This is a genomic window from Streptomyces sp. NPDC086080 (assembly GCF_044540255.1).
In the GTDB taxonomy this organism is placed as follows: domain Bacteria; phylum Actinomycetota; class Actinomycetes; order Streptomycetales; family Streptomycetaceae; genus Streptomyces.
Genome location: NZ_JBITRU010000028.1, coordinates 77,767 through 98,464 on the forward strand (window position 1 = coordinate 77,767; position 20,698 = coordinate 98,464).

Annotated in this window: 14 protein-coding genes and 2 pseudogenes; 9 read left to right on the forward strand and 7 right to left on the reverse strand. The window is 70.9% G+C overall.

The window, feature by feature from the left end; genetic code table 11:
- Positions 1-9: 9 nt before the first annotated feature.
- Genes ACIF9R_RS28080 through ACIF9R_RS28105 form a run of 6 tightly spaced genes read left to right on the forward strand, consistent with a single transcriptional unit; the run spans position 10 to position 7,019 of the window.
- Positions 10-2,106, forward strand: a complete 2,097-nt coding sequence (locus tag ACIF9R_RS28080; RefSeq protein WP_399985171.1) for a hydantoinase/oxoprolinase family protein — start codon at positions 10-12, stop codon at positions 2,104-2,106.
- 1 nt (position 2,107) lies between these two features.
- Positions 2,108-4,300: a hydantoinase B/oxoprolinase family protein gene (locus ACIF9R_RS28085; protein ID WP_399985172.1), complete on the forward strand. Its 2,193-nt coding sequence runs from the start codon at positions 2,108-2,110 to the stop codon at positions 4,298-4,300.
- Entirely contained in the window at positions 4,297-5,199 is a 903-nt protein-coding gene (locus ACIF9R_RS28090; protein WP_399985173.1) for a 3-keto-5-aminohexanoate cleavage protein, read from the forward strand. The genes ACIF9R_RS28085 and ACIF9R_RS28090 overlap by 4 nt, the downstream gene beginning before the upstream one ends.
- On the forward strand, positions 5,196-5,588 hold the full coding sequence (locus ACIF9R_RS28095) for an acyl-CoA thioesterase (RefSeq protein WP_399985174.1): 393 nt from the start codon (positions 5,196-5,198) through the stop codon (positions 5,586-5,588). Before ACIF9R_RS28090 ends, ACIF9R_RS28095 begins: the two co-directional genes overlap by 4 nt.
- Positions 5,588-6,343 carry a CoA transferase subunit A gene (locus ACIF9R_RS28100; protein WP_399985175.1) on the forward strand — a complete coding sequence of 252 codons (756 nt, stop codon included), beginning with the start codon at positions 5,588-5,590 and terminating at the stop codon, positions 6,341-6,343. Before ACIF9R_RS28095 ends, ACIF9R_RS28100 begins: the two co-directional genes overlap by 1 nt.
- A 19-nt stretch (positions 6,344-6,362) precedes the next feature.
- Positions 6,363-7,019 (forward strand): CoA transferase subunit B, encoded by a 657-nt coding sequence (locus tag ACIF9R_RS28105; RefSeq protein WP_399985176.1) that lies wholly within the window; start codon positions 6,363-6,365, stop codon positions 7,017-7,019.
- 33 nt (positions 7,020-7,052) lie between these two features.
- Here ACIF9R_RS28105 and ACIF9R_RS28110 read toward each other — a convergent pair whose 3' ends face one another.
- The 5 genes from ACIF9R_RS28110 to ACIF9R_RS28130 form a co-directional block, all read right to left on the reverse strand.
- Positions 7,053-10,367 carry an SAV_2336 N-terminal domain-related protein gene (locus tag ACIF9R_RS28110; protein WP_399985177.1) on the reverse strand — a complete coding sequence of 1,105 codons (3,315 nt, stop codon included), beginning with the start codon at positions 10,365-10,367 and terminating at the stop codon, positions 7,053-7,055.
- 6 nt (positions 10,368-10,373) lie between these two features.
- Positions 10,374-11,369, reverse strand: coding sequence for an AAA family ATPase (locus tag ACIF9R_RS28115; RefSeq protein WP_399985178.1), 996 nt, complete (start codon positions 11,367-11,369; stop codon positions 10,374-10,376).
- Positions 11,366-13,567 (reverse strand): trypsin-like peptidase domain-containing protein, encoded by a 2,202-nt coding sequence (locus ACIF9R_RS28120; RefSeq protein WP_399985179.1) that lies wholly within the window; start codon positions 13,565-13,567, stop codon positions 11,366-11,368. Before ACIF9R_RS28120 ends, ACIF9R_RS28115 begins: the two co-directional genes overlap by 4 nt.
- A gap of 3 nt (positions 13,568-13,570) precedes the next feature.
- A complete protein-coding gene (locus ACIF9R_RS28125) occupies positions 13,571-13,969 on the reverse strand; it encodes a CU044_2847 family protein (protein WP_399985180.1) in 399 nt (132 codons plus the stop codon).
- A 152-nt stretch (positions 13,970-14,121) separates the two neighbouring features.
- The gene (locus ACIF9R_RS28130; protein WP_399985181.1) at positions 14,122-15,546 is read right to left on the reverse strand and encodes a non-reducing end alpha-L-arabinofuranosidase family hydrolase; all 1,425 of its coding nucleotides are present in this window, start codon (positions 15,544-15,546) and stop codon (positions 14,122-14,124) included.
- A gap of 703 nt (positions 15,547-16,249) precedes the next feature.
- Between ACIF9R_RS28130 and ACIF9R_RS28135 the strand changes: the two genes are divergently transcribed.
- Positions 16,250-17,689 (forward strand): endo-1,4-beta-xylanase, encoded by a 1,440-nt coding sequence (locus tag ACIF9R_RS28135; protein WP_399985182.1) that lies wholly within the window; start codon positions 16,250-16,252, stop codon positions 17,687-17,689.
- 204 nt (positions 17,690-17,893) lie between these two features.
- On the opposite strand, the gene ACIF9R_RS28140 is transcribed toward ACIF9R_RS28135, so the two are convergent.
- Together ACIF9R_RS28140 and ACIF9R_RS28145 are read right to left on the reverse strand one after the other, a co-directional pair.
- Complete coding sequence (locus ACIF9R_RS28140) at positions 17,894-18,016, reverse strand: hypothetical protein (RefSeq protein ID WP_399985183.1); 123 nt, start codon at positions 18,014-18,016, stop codon at positions 17,894-17,896.
- A 66-nt stretch (positions 18,017-18,082) separates the two neighbouring features.
- Positions 18,083-18,381: pseudogene (locus ACIF9R_RS28145) on the reverse strand (Atu4866 domain-containing protein).
- A 635-nt stretch (positions 18,382-19,016) separates the two neighbouring features.
- On the opposite strand from ACIF9R_RS28145, the pseudogene rpmG reads away from it, so the two are divergent.
- Positions 19,017-19,182 (forward strand): annotated as a pseudogene (rpmG, locus tag ACIF9R_RS28150) (50S ribosomal protein L33).
- Between the two features lie 349 nt (positions 19,183-19,531).
- Complete coding sequence (locus ACIF9R_RS28155) at positions 19,532-20,500, forward strand: NAD(P)-dependent alcohol dehydrogenase (RefSeq protein WP_399985184.1); 969 nt, start codon at positions 19,532-19,534, stop codon at positions 20,498-20,500.
- Positions 20,501-20,698 lie beyond the last annotated feature (198 nt).

Consider the following 20,698-nt stretch of genomic DNA (forward strand, 5'->3'; position numbering starts at 1 on the left):
AAGGGAGCCATGACCACTCCATCCCCCACTTCCGGCTGGGCGATCGGCACCGACGTCGGTGGCACGTTCACCGACCTGTGGCTGCGGTCCCCGGAGGGCGAGTCCTGGGTGTGCAAGTCCCCGACCACGTCCGACGTGGTGACGGGCGTGATCGACGCCGTGCACCTGGCCGCCGGGACCGTCGGTATGGACACCGGCGAGCTGTGCTCCCGGGTCACCCGGTTCGGGCACGGCACCACCGTCGGCCTGAACGCCCTGCTCACCGGACGCTCGGCGAGGACCGGGCTGATCACGACCGCCGGCTTCGGCGACGTCCTGGAGATCGGCAGGCTGCGCCGCGGCACGGCCGGCCTCCAGGGTCTGGACCTGGGCGACTACCATCTGCGCGGCCAGGTACCGCCGTTGGTGCCCCGCACCCAGGTCGTCGAGATCCCGGAGCGGATCGACGCGGACGGTGTCGTACGCACGCCGCTGGACGAGGCCGGCGTGCTCGGCGCGATCGGCCGGCTGCGGGACATCGATGTCGAGGCCGTCGCCGTCTGCCTGCTGTGGGCGACCGAGAACCCGGCCCACGAACTCGCCGTCGCTCACCTGGTCGAGCGGGAGCTGCCCGGTGTCTTCCTCTCCCTCTCCCACGAGATCGCGCCCTCGGTCGGCGAGTACGCCCGTGCCTCGACCACGGTGGCCAACGCGGCACTCGGGCCCGTCCAGGGGCGCTACCTCACCCTGCTCGAAGAGCGGCTGGCCGCCCTCGGCATGACCGCCCCCATCATGATGACGACGAGCGCCGGCGGTGTGGTCCCGGCGCGGACGGTCACCGAGCGGCCGGTGTCGAACCTGCTCTCCGGTCCGGCGTCCTGCGTCGTGGCCGGCCAGAAGCTCGGCGCGGAACTCGGCACCCCGAACGTGCTGACCATGGACGTCGGCGGCACCAGCTTCGACGTCGGCGTCATCGCGGGCGGCGTCGCGCTGATGAGCGACGAGGTCACCTTCGGCGGCGCCGACATGCGGGTGCCGAGCATCGACATCGCCTCGATCGGCGCCGGCGGCGGCTCGATCGCGGCGGTCGATGGGGGTGTGCTCGGCGTCGGGCCGCGCAGCGCCGGTGCCGATCCCGGTCCGGTCTGCTACGGCAAGGGCGGCACCGAGCCGACCACCACCGACGCGGATCTCGTCCTCGGGGTGCTCGACCCGGAGCAGTTCGGCAGCGGCGGCATCGTCCTCGACCGCGACGCCGCGATGCGGGCCATCGCGGACAAGGTGGGAACTCCGCTGGGGCTGAACGCCGTCGAGGCGGCCCGCGCGATCCGGGTCGTCTTCGACAACGCCATGGCCGACCTGCTGCGCGCCGTCACCATCGAACGCGGCCACGACCCGCGGGAGTTCACCCTGGTCGCCGGTGGCGGTTCGGGTCCGTCGCACGCGTGGGCCCTGTGCCGTGAGGCCGGTCTCGCGGGCTTCATCGTGCCGCCCACCGCGACGGCGCAGTCCGCCTTCGGCGCCGGCACCTCGGACCTCAAGACCACGTCCTCCCGCACGTGTTACCGGCGTGTGCTCGCCGAGGCCGACCCGAGCGCCCAGGACGCGCGGGTCGTCGCCGACGCGCTCGACGACACCCGCGCGCGTGCCCTCGCGGCCCTTCCCGACGCCGAACTCGGCACGGTCACCCACACGGCGTCCATCCGCTACTTCGGCCAGGCCCACCACGTCGACGTCACCGTGGCCGCCGCACCCGACCAGGACGCCCTCGCGGAACTCCTCCGCGTCTTCGAGAAGGAGTACGAGCAGTTGTGGGGCAAGGGATCCGGTTTCCGGGAAGCCGGATTCGAGATCCTCTCGGTCCGCTCGGTGGCGGCACTGCCCGCGGCCGGGGTGGAGGGCCGCGGCACGGGCGAGCTCTTCACCCGGATCGGGACGCGTCCGGTCGTGTTCGACGACCCCGAGCAGCCCGACGAGACCGCCGTGTACGCCGTCCGCCGGCCCGCGGCCGGTCAGGAGATCGCCGGTCCCGCGCTCGTCCAGCTCCCCGGGTGCGTCGTGGTGATTCCCCCGGACGGGGTCGCCACCACCGACGAGCTCGGCCTCATCCACGTGAAGGTGAACTGACATGGCCACCGCAATCGATGTCGCCCCCGTCTCCCTGGAGGGCGCGAGCACGGACCCGGTGATCCGCCAGGTCGTCCGCAGCCGCCTCGTCGCCATCACCGACCAGATGCGGCTCGCCCTGCAGTCGGTGAGCGGCAGCCCGACCGTGACCGAGGCGAGCGACTTCTTCACCGGCATCTACCTGCCCGACGGCTCCTTCGTCACGATGGGGCACCAGGTGACCTTCGAGGCACCCCCCGTGGGATCGCTCATCCGGCATCTGCTGGGCAACGGCACCCGGCTCAAGGACGGCGACCGCATCATCGGCAACGACCCCTTCATCGGGGCGCTGCACCAGAACGACGTCCAGATGTGCGCGCCGCTGATCGTGGACGGCGAACTGCTCGGCTGGGCCGGTGTGATGGCGCACGAGACCGACATCGGCGGCATGGACTTCGCCTCGTGGTCGCCCAAGGCCACGGAGGTGTGGCAGGAGGGTCTGCGCATCCCGGCCGTCAAGCTGGTCGACGGCGGTGAACTGCGGGAGGACGTCCTCCAGATGATCCTCACCGCCTCGCGCCTGCCGGCCGAGGTGGGCCTGGACATCCGGGCCTTCATCGCCACCCTGAACGTCGCGGCCGAGCGGCTCACCGAACTCTCCCGCCGCTACGGCAAGGCCACGGTGCTGTCGGTGATGCACACCATGGTCGACGACGCCGAGGCCCTGATGCGGGCGCGTCTGCGTGAACTGCCCGACGGAGTCGTCCACACCCGCGACTTCCTCGAGCACGACGGCAAGAAGAACCTCCTCTTCGTCATCGACTGCGTACTGACGAAGCGCGGTGACCGTCTGCACTTCGACTTCTCCGGTTCCTCGCCGCAGGCGAACGGTTTCGTGAACTCCTCCCGCGCGGGCCTCGCCGGCGGTGTCGCGGGAGCGGTGATCCCCACCCTGGGCTTCGGCATCCCGTGGAACGAGGGCCTGTTGCGCCCCGTGGAGATCTCGGCGCCGGACGGACTCGTCTGCACCGCCGTCCCCCCGGCCCCGGTCGGGTCCGCCACCGTCGAGGCCGTCTGGACGGTCAGCAACGTCGTCTCCGCGGCGCTGAACCGGCTGCTGCTCGCCTCGCCGGCGTACGCGCACCGCGCCCAGGCCGTCAGCAGCGGCACGATGGCCACGTTCAACCTCTCCGGACGCGACCGGCACGGGAAGGTGTTCGGCCTGCACCTGATGGACCCGCTGGCCGGCGGCTTCGGCGCCTTCGCCGACCACGACGGGCAGAACGCCGCCGGACCGATCAACGCCCCGTGTCCGTCGATCGCCGACGTGGAGGTCAACGAGCAGAAGACCCCGCTCTTCTACCACTACCGTCGCCTCGCCCCCGGCACCGGCGGCGCCGGCCGCCGCCGCGGCGGTCTCGCGGCCGAGGTCGGCATCACCGTCTCCGTGCCGCGGGCCGAGGCGCTGGTGATGACGCACGGCGCCGAGGTGCCGAACTCCGTCGGACTCGGCGGCGGCCTGCCCGGTGCCATGGTCAGCCAGCGCTTCCGGGCGGGCGGGGAACAGCCCCGGGACCTCGGGCCCAAGCCGGGCTCCTTCCCGATCACCCCCGCGGACCTGTTCGAGGTGACCTGGCAGGGCGGCGGCGGCATCGGCGACCCGCTCGACCGGGACCCCGCCGACGTCCTGGAGGACGTCGACTACGGGCTGGTCACGCCGGAGGAGGCCGAGGAGACCTACGGCGTGGTCCTCTCCGGAGCCGTCGGGAACGGCGCGTCGGTCAACGCGGCCGCCACCGCCACCGCCCGCCGGAACCTGCGCGCCGCCCGGCTGGGCGTCGACCCGGCCGCCGTCGTGGACCCGGTGGCGGTCACCGGGGCGGTTCCCGACGACGCGGTGCGGCTGGGCGACCGGCTCCTCCTCGTCCGGGACGCGGACACCGGGCACTTCCAGGTGCGCACCCCCGAGGGCGTGGTGCTCTCCTCCGGCTCCACCCGGTGGCGCGAGGGCGCCCATCGCTTCGCCCTGACCCTGCCGCCGTCCGTCGGCGCGCCCCTCCACTCCGATCTGACGGTCACCGGCTGGGCCTGCCCGCGGACAGGGTCCCTGCTCGCGGTCGACGTCCACCTGAGCGATCAGGAGCCGTTCCACGACCTCGACCTCGACCTGGCCTCGCTCGACCACACCGGCACGACCACGGGAGGCACCCGATGAGCCGCAAGATCATCCTGACCATCGCCCCGACCGGCGGCATGGCCACCAAGGAGCACAGCCCCCACCTGCCGGTCACCCCGCGGGAGATCGCCGACGACGTGGCCCGTTGCTGGGAGGTCGGCGCCAGTGTGGTGGCCGTCCACGCCCGCCGCGCGGACGGCCTGGCCACCTGCGACCCCGAGGTCTACTCCGAGATCAACGCGCTGATCCGGGCCCGTACCGACATCGTCATCAACAACTCCACCGGCGGCGGCATCCACGGCGACCTGCCGGTGCGGCTCACCGACGAGCTCTGGGAACTCGACTGGACCGAGCGGATCAAGGGCATCGAGGGCGTGGGCTGCGAGATGGCCACCCTCGACTCGCACACGATCACGGCCAGCACCCCGGAACGGGAGTACCTCGTCACCACGACGCCGAAGCGCTCCCGCTGGCTGCTGGAGGAGATGACCAGGCGCGGCATCAAGCCGGAGTGGGAGGTGTTCAACCTCGGGCACATCCTGTCCGACTTCACCTCCCTGACCGCCGAGGGCCTGGACTCCCGGCCGTACTACTGCAACATCGTGCTCGGCGGCCAGCGCGGCTTCCAGGGCGGCCTGCCGTACACCCCCAAGATCCTTCAGCTGCTTGTGGAGCACCTTCCCGAGGGAACCGTGTGGGGGGTGTCGGGCATCGGGCCGACCCAGCTCCCGGCCACGACCCACGGCCTGCTCCTCGGCGGCCACATGCGGGTCGGTCTGGAGGACAACCTCTACTACTCCCGTGGCCGGCTCGCGACCAACCTGGAGCTCGCCGAGCGCGCCGTGCGGATCATCCGCGAACTCGGGTACGAGATCGCCACCCCGAGCGAGGCGCGCGAGATGCTGGGGCTGAAGCAGCTCGACGAGGTGCCGGCATGAGCGTCCACAGCATGTCCGGCGTCGTCGCCTTCTCCGACACCGACGCCTCCGGCCGCTTCCACTTCACCGCCGCGTACCGGTGGGCGGAGAACACCGAGCACGCGTTCCACCGCTCGGTGCTGCCGGGCATCGACATCGGCAGGTTCCCCCGCCGTGCCACGTCGGCCACGTACGAGCGGCCGCTCACGGCCGGGGACACGTACACGGTCGACCTCGGACTCGACCGGATCGGGAACAGCTCGATCACCTACGCCTGGACGGTCACCGGCCCGGCCGGTGTCTGCGTACGCGGGGAGCACACCGTCGTGCACGTCGACGCCGACGGCCGCCCGGCACCGGTCCCCGGGGCGCTGCGGGAACGTCTGGCCCCGGCCACGGGGGTGGCGTGATGGACAAGGTCGTGGCCTCGGCCGCCGAGGCGGTCGCCGACATCCTCTCGGGCAGCACGCTCGCGGTGGGCGGCTTCGGTCTGTGCGGTATCCCGGCGGTGCTGATCCAGGCCCTGCTGGAGGCCGGTGCCGACCGGCTCGAGACGGTGTCCAACAACGCCGGCGTCGACGACTGGGGCCTGGGCATCCTGCTCGGCGCGGGCCGGCTGCGGCGCGTGGTGGCCTCGTACGTCGGGGAGAACAAGGAGTTCGCCCGGCAGTACCTGGCCGGGGAGCTGGAGGTGGAACTGACCCCGCAGGGCACGCTCGCGGAGCGGATGCGGGCCGGCGGCTCCGGCATCGCGGCGTTCTACACCCGCACCGGCGTGGGGACCCAGGTCGCCGAGGGCGGCATCCCCTGGAAGTACGCGGCCGACGGCACCGTCGAACTGGCGTCCCCGGCCAAGCCGGTGGAGACCTTCGACGGCCTCGACCATGTGCTCGAACGTGCCATCGTGGCCGACTTCGGGCTGGTGCGGGCCTGGAAGGGCGACCGGCACGGCAACCTCGTCCTCAAGGACGCGGCCCGCAACTTCAACCCGCTCGCGGCGATGTGCGGCAGGACCACCGTCGCCGAGGTCGAGCACCTGGTCGACCCCGGCGACATTGACCCCAACGAGGTCCATGTGCCGGGCGTCTACGTCCACCGGGTCGTCGCCCTCACCCCGGAACAGGCCGCAGACAAGCGCATCGAGAAGAGGACCGTACGGCCATGACCACGGCAGGTGTACGCGCATGAGCTGGACGCGTGAGCAGATGGCCGCGCGCGCGGCCCGGGAACTCAAGGACGGCGACTACGTCAACCTCGGCATCGGTCTGCCGACCCTCGTCCCCAACCATGTCCCCGACGACGTGGAGTTGGTGCTCCAGTCGGAGAACGGCATCCTCGGCACGGGCCGCTACCCGACCGAGGACGAGGTCGACCCCGACCTGATCAACGCCGGCAAGGAAACGGTGACCGTACGGCGCGGCGCGAGCTTCTTCGACTCAGCGACGTCCTTCGGGATGATCCGCGGCGGCAAGATCGACGCTGCCGTCCTCGGCGCGATGCAGGTCTCCGCCACCGGGGACATCGCCAACTGGATGATCCCCGGCAAGATGGTCAAGGGCATGGGCGGGGCCATGGACCTGGTGCACGGCGCCAGGAAGGTCGTGGTCCTCATGGAGCACGTGGCCCGGGACGGCAGCTTCAAGATCGTCGAGGAGTGCTCCCTGCCCTACACCGGCAGAGGAGTCGTCCAGCGGATCATCACCGACCTGTGCGTCCTGGACGTCACCCCCGACGGCCTGCGCCTGGTCGAGCTCGCCCCGGACGTCACCGCCGAGGAGGTCAGGGCCAGGACCGGACCCCCGGTGCTCGACGCGGTCGCCGGCGAGCCGGGCGGCGCGTGAGCCGTCGTGCCGGGGCCGGGGCCGGGAGAGCGCCTACCCGCCGAACGCCGAGTCCATCTCCAGCCTGAGGTCGCTTCCGGCGGGAACGATCCGGACGTACAGACCGGTGAGCCGTCCGGCGAGCTCGGCGTTCAGACCACCGCGTCCGATGGCGCTGCGGACCTGGTGGCGCGGAACGGCGACGACGGCCCGCTGCCGATCGATGAGGATGCCCGTCGGCTCCGCGTAGACGAGCGCGTTGACCAGGAGGGTGCGCTGATCGCTGGAATGGGCGATGACCTCGAACTTCTCCTTGGTCCTCCCCCCTGACAGCAGGCGCTGGGCACCCCTGATCCGCTCGGCGTCCCTTCCCACGAAGGCTCCCCTGACGCTGGAGGCCGCCCGGGTGGGGGCGGCGGCGATCTTCGTCAGCGCTCCGGCGACCCGGGCGATCCGGGTGATCACGACATCGCCGGTCGTCAGCTCGGGCACGAACCCGGCCAGAACGCGCTCCACCAGCTCCGGGGAGGTGAGGGAGAGCGCGAGGGCTCCGTCCCACGGCTCGTCGAGGACCAGCGCGACCACGTGGTCGCCCTTCGTCAGGCGCGAGAACGGCTGGTCCCTGGGGGACTCCCGGAATTCGCGCGTCGAAAGGACCGCCTGATGCGCCTGCCCGGTGACGGGATCGTGGACGGTGCACCGGTACGTCTCCGGCGTCCGGCCGGTGATCCGCGCGGTCACCGCCGTACCGGGTCCCGGGAGGCGGCCGCCGGAGTCGTTCAGGATGAACGCGGCCCCCTCGTCCGGCGTCAGGCCGAGAGTGTCCGCGGCGAGCCGCACCAACCCGACCTTGCTCGGATAACAGTGCTTGCACGAGACCTGCCCCTGAGAGGTGACCTTCATGACCGCGTCCCCGTGGTCACCCCGGTCACGGGGGCACGTCCACACCGCCCCGTCCTCCGTCGTGCCCCCGAGCCGGCGCAGCAGCACGGTCGGATCCGCCGCGTTCGCCTCCGCGATACGCCGGTTGAGCGGCGACAACGCGGGCACCGGCATCACCTCCGTCGTCTCCCGTCCCTTCACGGCCTCCTTGCGGAACCGGTCCGCCGCCTTCCTGATCAACTCCAGGTCGATGCCCTGGTCTTCGGTCGACTTGCCCACCGGCGGCGGCTCGGTTCCGGTGGACAGGACCGGCAGGCGCCACTCGGTGTCCCCCCTGGCCCGCAGAGCCGCGACCCTGGCCAGCATGGTCAGGGCAGCCGCCGCCGAGTCCGGCGGAACCATGCGCAGCCTTGCCGCGAAGCGCACCGCCCGCAGGGTGGTCTCGTCCAGTCGCGCGTCCGGGTCGGCGGCGAAGGGCACGGTGGGCATGCCGTCCGCGGGTGGTCCGCCCGCCTGGGCCCAGGGCAGATGCGCCTCCGGCCGTGCCACGTCACCGATGTGCTCCGTGAAGAGCTGGAGGCCGGCCATGTCCAGCGTGCCGCCATCGGCGTGGGCGTCCACCCACCGGTGGGTGAATCCGACCACCGCGGTGTAGACCGGCAGGGCGGCCGCCCGTCCCGGTGGAGCGATGAAGACGATCCTCGTGGCCACGTCACTCGCCGACAGACCACCCGCCCGCAGCGCGTCCGCCGTCTCCGGGTTCGGGTTCGCTTCCGCCCCGGTGTCCCACGGGATCAGCACCTCCTTCGCCGCCAGGCCGGGCGGCACCGGCGGCGACTGGGTGGTCCGGATGGCGAGGTCGTACCGCGGCGGTGGGGCGGCGGTCGTGTCCGGCAGCGGAACGCCCAGTCGGCGCATGACCCGTTCGTCCACCCAGCTGAGCGCGCGTTGACCTGTGTCGATGTGGTCCTGGCCGTCCGGGTGGGGCAGCCAGGCGAGGAAGCTGGGCGCGCTGCCACTCAACTCGGCCAGGCGGCTGGAGATCGCGCGGGTGGTCCGCAGGAGCTGGGGCGGCGGGATCGCTCCAAGGAGGATCCGGCGCGTCCCTTCGGCGAAGTCGAACTGCCACTGCTGGGGTGGCCGGTCGATGTCGCCGACCCGGCGGAGCAGGCCGCTCAGGAAGACCTCCGCGAGGTGTCCGGAGTCCACCGAGGCGCCCAGTGCCTGCCGGACGAGTTGCATCGCGGGCACGGGCAGGGGCGCGACCGCCGCCAGGTGCACCGCGACCCGGTACGCCTCCGTCGACGCGAAGGAGCGGAACCGCAGGACCTCGGACTCCGGCTCCTGAGGAGGACGGGGACGTGCGGCGCTCGGCGCGTCGGACGGGATGCTCCGCGGCGCGGGCCCCAGCAGCGGGAGCAGCGCGGTGGTACCCGCCGAGCCGACCAGGCGGGTCCAGGCCGTCACCGCCTCGGGGGTGGGGGTGAGGACGGGGACGGGTGTGCCGTCGAACGGCCGCAGGTCGGACGGCAGTACGGGATCCGCGATGTCCCACGTCGCGTTGGCCGCCGCCTGGCGGCGCGTGGTCACCTGCCAGCGCTCCGCCCGGATGCCGGTGCCGGCCCACATCCGACGGGGAAGGGTGTGCAGCACGGCGACCGGGCTCACCTTCGCCAGCCGGTCGAGCAGATGGTGCATGCGGCCGTCCCGCCACGCCCGGCCCACTCCGTCGCTGACCACGATCAGCAGCGTGCGGCCCGAAGGGTCGGCGACGGCGGAGGGCGGGAGCGTCGCGGGAGCCGTGCCGAACGGGCGGTGGCCCAGCAGCGGTCCGTCCGGGCTCCGGGTGTCCAGGCTGAAGGTGTGGACGACGCCGAACGCACCGCTGCGTTCCATGAGAAGTCGTACCTCGGTGGCGAGGCGCTGCCAGGGCAGCATGGACACTCCGTCGTCCACGAGGATCGCGAGCTCCAGCCCGTGCCCGCCGGCCGGCCGCAGCACGACGTCGGGCAGCCCGGTCTCGGCCATGGCTGCCACGGTCCGCGGAATGTCCAGCTCCAGGCGGCGCGGATCCGGCCGGGGCATACGGAGCGGGCGCAGCGCGCGCCCGAGGGCGAGTTCCGCCGCGCCGAGGGCCTTCTCGCCGGGAGGCCGCACCGATACGGCCGGGGCTCCCGGGGGCACGGCGAACGCCCGGTCGGGGTCCGCTGCGGGAGCCGCGCCGCCCCGCAGGGCGCCTCGCCCGCGCCGGGGGCGCCGGAACGGGCCGGCCGACCGGGCGTACGGGGCGGGACCGCCGGCGGTCGTCGGCTCCGTCGATTCACCCTCGTCGCCCTCCTCGGGGCCGTCGTCCGGCAGTGTCCCGGACGCCGGCGCGGCGGCGGGGGCCGGCGGCAGCCGGGTGGCCAGCCAGAGGGCGTCGAGGAACTCCTCGGTCGACAGTTCCGCTCCGCAGTCGGCCAGGGCATTCCGCACCCGCTCGAACACGCTCGGCTACACCGTCCCGCTGAGGCGGTGCAGTACGGCGTCCAGGAGGCCTTCGGAATCCAGACCGACACCGCCGAGGCGCAGGAAGACGGCGTTGAGCAGCTGGTCGGTGGCCAGCTCGCCGCTCGCGCGCCGGGCCAGGAAGGCGCGCACGAGCTCATCGGCCTCTTCGAGCCCTTCGGCCTCCGGCCCGTCGCCGCCCAGATGCGCCCGTACGATCGCCCGCAGTCGTTCCTCGTCCGGCTCGGGCAGGTCGAGTCGGACACAGCGGCGCAGGAACGCCGGGGGGAAGTCCCGTTCGCCGTTGCTGGTGATGACGACGACCGGGAACTCCTCGCAGCGGACCCAGCCGCGCTCGACGTCCGCCCGGCCCTCCGGGTCCGCCGTCACCACCCGGACCCGGTCCTGCTCCCCGGTCAGCCGGGCCAGCTCGGGGATCTCGAACTCGCCGTCCTCGAAGATGGTCAGCAGGTCGTTGGGCAGATCGATGTCCCCCTTGTCGAGTTCGTCGATCAGCAGAACCCGCGGCCGGGTTCCTGGGAGCAGAGCCGTCCCCAGCGGTCCCAGGCGGATGTAGGAGCCCATGTCCGGTTCCCCGGGCGCCGCGCCCCGCTCGTCGTGCCGGTCACGCCGTAGGCTCGCCTCGCGCAACCTGCCGATGGCGTCGTAGTGGTAGAGGCCGTCCTGCAGCGTGGTCCGGCTGTTGACCGGCCAGTGCAGCACGCGGCCCAGACCCAGCTCGTGGGCGACCGCGTGCGCCATCGACGACTTGCCGGTTCCCGGTTGCCCCGTGACCAGGAGGGGCCGCCGCAGCATCAGGGCCGCGCTGACCACGTCCGCCTCGTCGGACCCGATGAGATACGGACGCTCACGGCGCCGTCCCGCCCCTGGCGCGGCGCCGCCGAACCGGCGCCATGGCGGTGCCGCCGGGAGGTTCGCCTCGCGTACCCGGCCGTCGCCCCGGAACAGCCGCCAGTCGTCTCCGACGTCCTTCGTGGTCACCTGGCAGCCATCCTTCCGGAGTTCGTCACAGCGTCGGGGGGGTCGTCGTAGTCGGGCGGCGTGGGGATGACCACGCCGGGGTCGTCCCACACCACGGCGGGGCGTGCGGCGTCCGTCCGGGACTCGTAGTACACGCCATGCCGGAAGCTTCGGACCGCCTCCGGCAGATCGGGCAACGCCACGCCGCCGACGATGCTGTCGAGCCGCTGCGCGTGTTCCACGTGCGCGGCCTCACGGTCCCAGAGCACCACGGGGACTCCCAGCGCCACGCAGAGCTTCAGGAAGTCCTCGCGGAACTCCCGCCCACCGTGCAGAACGACCCATGACGCGTCACGGTGTTCGTCCCTCAGCGCACGGTAGACGATGCGCAGTTCGGTGCCGTCCTTGATGACGAGAGGATCTGTGCGACCGGCTGCCCAACGCCGCTCGATGGTGGCGCACCGGTCCTTCTCGCTTTCCGTGTCCGGGTAGAACTCCCGCAGTCGCAGCGTCACCTGGTATTCCGCCCCCAGCACCAAGTCCCGGGCGGCCGAGATCCCGAACCTGGCGAACTCCTCCTGCCCGGGGGACGCTGTCCAGCCGTCGACCGGCATATGGAGATGCTGCGCTCCGACCACCACGTCGATCAAGGGAAAGGGCTGATGCTCCCCGTCGCCCTGCTCTCCGGCCAGCCTGTGGATCGTCCGTCCGATCTCCTCCGCGGTGTACGGCCCGGCCGACATGCCCGTCGCCGCCGGTGCCCGGCCCTCACTCACCCGCCAGAAGTGGCAGGAGTACGGCTCGCCGACCGCGTCGTTGCGGGACAGGTCGACGACGATCCGCGTCACCGGCCGACGCCGTGTCCTGACCCACCGCGAGGCCTGCGCACGATATTCGGCCAGGAGGGACGGGTCACGGTCCAGACGCCGGCCGACGTCGTCGCACCAGGCGTCCAGTTCGCTCCTGATCGCCTTGTCGGTGACGGCGGCGGACAGGAAGACGGCCAGCCGGAGCAACGGCGGCATCATGTCCGCGCTGTCCCGGTCGAGATCGTCGACCGCCGCCGCCAGACGCTCCTCCGGCACGGTGCCGTCGTCGATCCATTCGGGCAGATGGTCGGCCAACTGCAGTACCTGGCGGGCCGCCTGGCAGAGGAGGCGGGGGTGGGCGGTGTTGACGGCTGTCAACAGCCCGAGAAGCCTCTCGTGCTCCCCGACGGAAAGGAGGCGGACACCCTCCCCCTCCCGTCCGTACGCCACCAGTCGCTTGAGTGCGGTCCGGCGTCTCCCGTCCACCTTGTCCGTGAGCAACTCGTCCAGGGTGGCGAGTGCGCGTCCTTCGCTGAACAGGAGGGCTGCCAGTTCTTCTTCCAGTTGGAGGACGGCCGGTGCCGACTCCTCGGCGGTCATGTGCAGGCCGAGTCTTCCCGCCAGCCGGTTCGCCGCGGTTCTCAGTCGGTCCTCGCTGTCGAACAACTCCTGCAGGCGGTCGACCGCGCCCTCCGGTACCTTGCCCGCGTCGGTGACGGATTCGGACAGAGCGTTGACCACATCGCGCGCTCCCGCTCGACCCAGCTCGTCGCGGATGTGCTGCCACGGCACCGTCAGGGTGCGCCGCATCACCTGTCTGTCCGACGACAGTCTGTCGTTCATGACGTGATGGGTCACCAGTCCCACGGCCACCGTGAGATCGCGCTGCATGAACAACGGACCGCCGCTGTAACCGTGCTGGATGGAGGCGCCGCTCAGGTCGGCGTCGGCGTAGTAGTACCAGGTGTCGCGGGCTTTGACCCTGGTATCGGCGAAGGTGCCGGGGTCACCACCGCCGTGGTACGCCCGTACCTCCAGCCATTCCGTCATGTCCTGCCACACCACGGCGGGCATCGAGGGCACGGCGGGCTCGTCGAGTTCCAGCACTGCCAGGTCGCCTTCCCCCCAGTTGCTCCCGGGACTCCGGCGAGGAGGCACCCACACCACCGGTCGGGCGGTGCTCCGGTGGCATCGCGCGCCCTGACGCAGCTCGACGCCGAGACGCGCGGACCGCGCCGGTGGCCCGGTGTCCGTCTGCTCTTTTCCCAGAGCATCGGTGACCACGTGTGCGCAGGTCAGAACGTAGTGCGGGGAGAGCAGTGCTCCGGCGCCGGCGGCGGACGACGCTCCGGCCCCGAACACCGATACCAGCGTCGGCAGGCTGTCTCCCGACCGGCGGAACCACCCCATCCGTCAGTTCCCCCGGGTGTCGCCGGCGTCCCAGGTGGCCGAAACCGTCATCGTGGCATGGCCGTTCGCGCCCACGATGCCCAGTTTGAGGTCCTGCCCCACCTGGACTCCGAAGGTGACCGACAGTTGCTGGGGCGGCTCGGGAACGCAGGTGACCGCACGGTGCACCTCCTCCAGCAACGGCCCCAGCGGGCTGAGCATGAGCCGCAGCCCTTCGGTGGCCACCACCGCGGCGCGACCGCGCCGCGCGGACACCGGCGTCACCGTGCCGAAACCCTCCGGGAGATCCGGCGCATGTTCGTCGTCCTCCAACGGGCCGGCATCCGGCGCGGGCTCCCCCACATCGGACAGCTCCAGCCGTAACACCGCTCCCGCCAACTCGACTTCAAGTGCATCAGGCATGAACACATCTTGTCGGACGGCCCCGTCATGCGGCCAGGCAATGCCCGCAACAGTCCACGCCCGTCCACCTGAAGCGGGTGCCGGAGGTGCGTCCCGCGTCGTCCGCTGCTCCTGCGGGCCGCACCTCCTCACGCTCACCGGTGTCGGGAAGGTCAGCGTCGCAGGGTGAGGACACCCGGCCGCCACGGCAGTCGGTTGTACTCACCGCCCGCGTTGGGGTCCTTGCCCTGGTAGAGGAGCTGCAGGTTGCAGGGGTCGATGGTCATGGTCTGGTCGGGGTTGTTACGGACCAGGTCACCGTGGCTGATGTCGTTGGTCCAGGTGGCACCGCTGTTGGCCTTGCCCGCGAAGGGGTTGCTCTCACTGGCGGCCTGCGGGGTCCACGACCCGTTGAGGCTGGAGGCCGTGAAGGAGCGGAAGTAACGCCCGTTCGCGCCCATCGCCTCGACGATCATGAGGTACTGGTTCTGGCCCTGCACCTTGTAGACCTGTACGCCCTCGAACAGGTTGGCCTTCGTGTCGCTCATGATCGTCGTGTACGAGGAGCCGAAGTTCCCGGGGAAGTTCCCGATCGGCATGCTCGCCCGGTAGATCTTGCCGTTGTCACCGGCGAAGAACAGGTACATGTTCTGGCCGTCGGCGATCAGGGTCTGGTCGATCGGGCCGGTGTCGGAGCCGGAGATGCTTCCGGTGAACAGCGGCTGCGGGGAGGACCAGCCGTTGGGGTTGGTGGGGTCGCTCGACGTGCGGTAGATGAAGGGCCACGCACCCCACTGGTAGGCCAGCACCCAGATGTTCTTGGGCGCGAAGTAGAACAGGGTGGGCGCCACCGCGGCCTGGCTCATCCCGGTCTGGCCGGCCGACGCCATGTCCGACCAGTTGGTGAAGGGGCTGAACATCATCGAGCCGTACGACGAGCCCGACACGTTCGACGCGTAGACCAGGTGCCTGCCGTTGTGCGTCACGGTGGTGAAGTCCTTCACCGCGGCCCACCCGTTCGCCGGCTGCGCCAGCACACCCGTCGAGCTCCAGCGGTACGTCGACGGAAGGGCACAGGTGCCGTCCGTCGGCGGCGTCCCGGTCAGGCCGCTCCACTTCTGATTGCTGCCGCCGTTGCACGTCCACAGCTGCACCGCCGTGCCGTTGGCCGTGCCGTTGTCCTTCACGTCCAGACACAGACCGGACTGCACACCGACGACCGTGCCGTCGGCGTTCACCCGCCACTGCTGGTTCGCGCCGCCGGAACAGGACCAGATCTGCACCCGGGTACCGGCCGTGGTGGCGTGGCCGGGTACGTCCAGGCACTTGTTGCCGTACACGGTCAGCTGGTTGGCGTCCGTCAAGGTCCACTGCTGGTTGGTTCCGTTCCAGCAGTCGTAGATCTGCAGGTAGGTGCCGTCGGTCTGGCCGGCACCCGACACGTCGAGACACCGGTCCGAACCGACACCGCGCAAGGCGCCAGTGGTGGCTGCCTGAGCCGGGGTGGCGACGAGCATGGCCGCCAGTGCGGCCAGTGCCGCGACCACGGCGGCGAGCACCGCGGACGGATGCCCGCGGGTGAGACTTCCTCTGCGCATGGGAATTTCCTCAACCTTGAGTGGCGGTTCCGGCCGGCCTCGTCGGAGGTTGCCCGGACTGTCGAAGAGGTCGACGCCAGGAATTGTCGAGCTCATGACACATGCCTGGAATGCGACTCCTTTGCGGCTCTGCGTTCGAGTGGTGCGATCCGAACGACCTGGAGGTGCCCTGCTGGGCGATGGAGCAACGCGACTCGTTCGTCATGTCGAACAAAGGTCGACGTATCGAGCATCCTGAATGATAGGGAGCCGGTGAACGACGTCAATACCTCACGCATGCGTCGATGTTGATGCCGAAACATTCACTGGAACCTACGCAGCGGACGTCGCACTTCATGCCGACCAAAGACAGGGCGAGACGTCCATGATCCCGGCTCCGACCCTACGACGCCCGCCGGGTGCGCCACTGGCGGTTTACCGCCCAACTCCCCCCACGCGGGCGAAAGTTTCGAATAACAGGCAGAAAGTTTTTCTGCGACGAGTATTGACGATGCATCTTCAACACCTCAATCATTCCTGTCGAACAACCGGCCACAGATCGATATGTCGAACCAGATCGTCCCGGTCCCATGACCGCGGTGTCCGGTGATGCCGTGCTGCCCGGGCTCCGGCCCGCTCCATCCGTCCGTTGCCGCACGACGGCGGACGACGCACTCCCCCGCACCATCAGTCCTTCCGTGATGTCTACCTTGGAGGCACAGTCATGGGCTCGTACGCCCTTCCCCGGCCACCCGTTGTCCGCCGGAGGATCCGCGGCCTGCTGCTGGCGCTGGTCGCCGGCGTCCTCGGCCTGGTCACCGCGCTGGTCGCGCCGCCACCCGCTCAGGCCGCCGAGAGCACGCTCGGCGCCGCGGCGGCGCAGAGCGGCCGTTACTTCGGCGTTGCCATCGCCTCGGGCAGACTGGGCGACTCGACGTACACCTCGATCGCGAACCGTGAGTTCAACTCGGTGACGGCCGAGAACGAGATGAAGATCGACGCCACCGAACCACAGCGCGGCCAGTTCAACTTCAGCGCCGCCGACCGCGTCTACAACTGGGCGGTGCAGAACGGCAAGCAGGTGCGCGGCCACACCCTGGCCTGGCACTCCCAGCAGCCCGGCTGGATGCAGAACCTCAGCGGCAGCACCCTGCGCCAGGCGATGATCGACCACATCAACGGCGTGATGGCCCACTACAAGGGCAAGATCGCCCAGTGGGACGTCGTGAACGAGGCCTTCGCCGACGGCAGTTCGGGAGCCCGGCGGGACTCCAACCTGCAGCGCACCGGCAACGACTGGATCGAGGTCGCCTTCCGCACCGCGCGTGCCGCCGACCCGGCGGCCAAGCTCTGCTACAACGACTACAACGTCGAGGACTGGACCTGGGCCAAGACCCAGGCCATGTACTCCATGGTCCGTGACTTCAAGCAGCGCGGCGTGCCGATCGACTGCGTCGGCTTCCAGTCGCACTTCAACAGCGGCAGCCCCTACAACAGCAACTTCCGCACCACCCTGCAGAACTTCGCCGCCCTCGGCGTCGACGTGGCCATCACCGAACTCGACATCCAGGGCGCCCCGGCCTCGACCTACGCCAACGTGACCAACGACTGCCTGGCCGTCCCGCGCTGCCTCGGCATCACCGTCTGGGGTGTGCGCGACAGCGACTCCTGGCGATCGGAGCAGTCACCGCTGCTGTTCAACAACGACGGCAGCAAGAAGGCCGCCTACACCGCCGTCCTCGACGCACTCAACGGCGGCGGCTCCACCACACCGCCGCCCGGGGACGGCGACACGATCAAGGGCGTGGCTTCGGGCCGCTGCGTGGACGTGCCCAGCGCAAGCACCACCGACGGCACCCAGGTCCAGCTGTGGGACTGCCACACCGGCACCAACCAGCAGTGGACGTACACCGACTCCGGTGAGCTCAGGGTCTACGGCAACAAGTGCCTGGACGCCGCCGGTACCGGCAACGGCGCCAAGGTCCAGATCTACAGCTGCTGGGGCGGCGACAACCAGAAGTGGCGCCTCAACTCCGACGGATCCATCACCGGCGTCCAGTCCGGCCTCTGCCTCGACGCCGTCGGAGCCGGCACCTCCAACGGAACCCTGATCCAGCTCTACTCCTGCACGAACGGCGGCAACCAGCGCTGGACCCGCGCCTGAGGGGACCAGCCACCAACGGAGGGGCGGAACCGATGACGGCCCACGGCGCGTCGTCCCCCGCCCCTCCGGGAAGACCTCGTTGACGCTCCCGGGTCGCCGCCGTGACGGCGGCGACCCTCGCGCTCGACAGGCACGTCAGGCGCCCTGCCGCACCGGGTGCCGACGGTGTGCGGGCTGATTCCCCGCCCGCGTGCCGGGCCTCCGTCATGACGGGCCGGGCATGCGGGCGCTCAGGGTGCGTACCGGCTCGGTGAGGACCTTCTCGCGCCAGTTCGCACCGGCCTCCGGGTCGTCCCCCACTCCGTCCGCGCTCGACGATCCGCTCACAGCGAACTCGTACGGCCCCTGGTGGCAGACCAGCTCGCCCAGCCGGCCTGTTGGTGACCACTCAGGTCACCTGCGGCCCGCTGCGGTCACGGTCGGGCCCCCGCCTGGCCTGCGGGGGTCAACCTCGCGGTAGAGCACGAGGTGCTCGTGGAAGAGCACCGTCGCGGACGTCACCGGTGGCGGTGAAGCCGGTGTCGTCGACGTGGTCGAGGTGGCTGCCGGTGACGGTGTAACGGCCGGTGCAGGCGCTCCGGCGGCTGTCGGGGGGCGCCCCAGGCCTCGTCGTAACGGCCGTTCGGCAGCAGTTCCTGGCGGATGAAGCCGTCAGCGGTCACCCACACCCCGACGTACGCGTGTGGCAGCAACTGCCGACGTCCGGGTGACTGTCGATGACGAGAATGCGTCGCATCCTTGCTCCCGTTGCACGGAGCGCCCCCTGCGGGGGCCTGAAGCCCAAGGCGCGTGACACGGCGAGCCACCGTGATGTTCTGCGGGGCCGCGGTCTGTCCGAGTCCGGCAACCAGCAGGAGTACCGCCGAGACGGTGAGCAGCACCGGGCAGATCTTGAACCAGACGACGTTCGTGCGGGCGCCGGTAACCGCCGTCAAGGCCACGAGGACGAGCAGCGTTCCCGCAATCACACGGTATGCCCAGTCGGCCGTGGACGTCCCGCCACCGACCGCGGTGACGACGATGACCAACGCGGCGAGAGACCACATGGTCACCGCCTCAGCCAGCCACTCCTGGCCCGGCACGCGACGGTTGTCGGCAGAGATCTCCCCGAATCCGGCGACGACGGCCCGGACCGGGATCGCATGCGAAACCCCCCACAGCCCCACCAGGCCGGCGGCGACATACGCGAGGACGTCTTCCATGCCCCCAGGATCCGTCGCGGCGAGCACCGGCACCACCGAGCAGGCCCGCGCGAGGGCTCCCATCTCAATGACATCCATTTTCCTACATCGTCCGCCTCGCTCACCGATCACACCCGGAGGTCCTCATGGCTCGCAACGAAGTACGCCCGATCATCAGACTCCGCCCCACCGCGGGAACCGGCTGCACGGACGTCGCCCGCAAGAACCGCCGCAACGACCCCGACCGCGGGGTGCTGCAGCACGTACGCCCCGATCGCCCGGCGCCACGTCGACTTCCGCGAGGAACGCTGACCTCCCGCCGCTCCGCCCCCGACCCCCTACCCGTTGGACACCGCCGGGCGAGTCGAGCGTTTCGAGCGCCGATACGCTCGGCGCGGAGCCAACTGACCAGGGGCGAGACCGGACTGCCCCGTCGTCATCGTCGCCGGCGTCGGTCGAACTCGGGTTCAGCCGACGCCGACGCACGCCGTGTCGTCGATCTGTCGGGCGTCCGCCGTAGGAAAACTCATCGCGCCCGGACCCACAACCGTTCTCAGGAATCTGGGCAGACCTCCGATCCGTCGGGATGCTCGGAGTGAGCGGGATGCTCAGCGCAACACCGGTTGCACGGCGTCGGGGACCGCGAAGGGGAGCTATGACCATGAAGGCGATCGTTCAGGACGCGTACGGGTCGGAGGGTCTCCTGAGCCTGCGTGATATCGGCGTTCCCGTACCGGGCGACGACGAGGTGCTCGTCGAGATGCGCGCCGCCGGTGTGGGGCCCGAGGTGTGGCACACGATGACGGGCAAGCCGTACGTGGCCCGGATCGCTCTCGGACTGCGCAGGCCCAAGAATCCCGTCCGGGGCTGGGACGGGGCCGGGCGGGTCGAAGCGGTCGGGGCGAAGGTGACCGGCTTCGAGCCGGGGGACGAGGTGTTCGGCAACTGCGAGGGGTCCTTCGCCGAGTATGCGCGCGCCAAGGCCGACAGGATCGTACTCAAGCCCGCCGACCTCACGTTCGAGCAGGCCGCTGCCCTCCCCGTCTCCGGCATGACCGCCCTGCAGGCCCTCAGCGGCACCTCCCGCCCCCGGCCCGGCCAGCGCGTCCTCGTCATCGGCGCGTCCGGCGGCGTGGGAACGTACGCCGTCCAGCTCGCCACGATGTACGGCGCCGAGGTCACCGGTGTCTGCGGTCCCGCCGGCGCGGACCTCGTCCGGTCCCTGGGCGCCACCCACGTCATCGACTACACGCGCGAGGACATCACCGACAGCCCGCACCGCTTCGACATCATCGTCGACAACGCGGGACTTCGGCCACTGCCCGTACTTCGCCGCGCCCTCACCCCACGCGGCACACTCGTCATCGTCGGCGGCGAGGGCGGAAGCGGCTTCCTCGGCGGCATGAGCCGTGGCCTGCGGGCCGTCCTGCTCTCCCCCTTCACCGCCCAGAACCTCCGCAACCTCGTCTCCCTCACCCGCCGCGAGGACCTCCTGACCCTGAAGGACCTCACCGAGAAAGCCCGGATCACCCCGGTCGTCGACCGCACCTACCCCCTCGCCGAGGCGCCCATGGCCATCCGCCACCTGAGGCAGGGGCACCCCCTGGGCAAGCTCGTCGTCACCATCTGAGCACCCCGCCGCCCTGACGGACCCACCGGCCGCGCCGCCCTGACGGACCCACCGACCGCGCCGATCCCTTCGCCGGTCGGCGGGTGGTCGTCGCAGGGGTGGGAAACGCCGCTGCGCGGATCGCCACCGAACTCGCGATCATCACCCGCGCCGCGGTCGCCGACCGCGAGCCGGTCCCGATCCTCCCTGTCCGGCCAA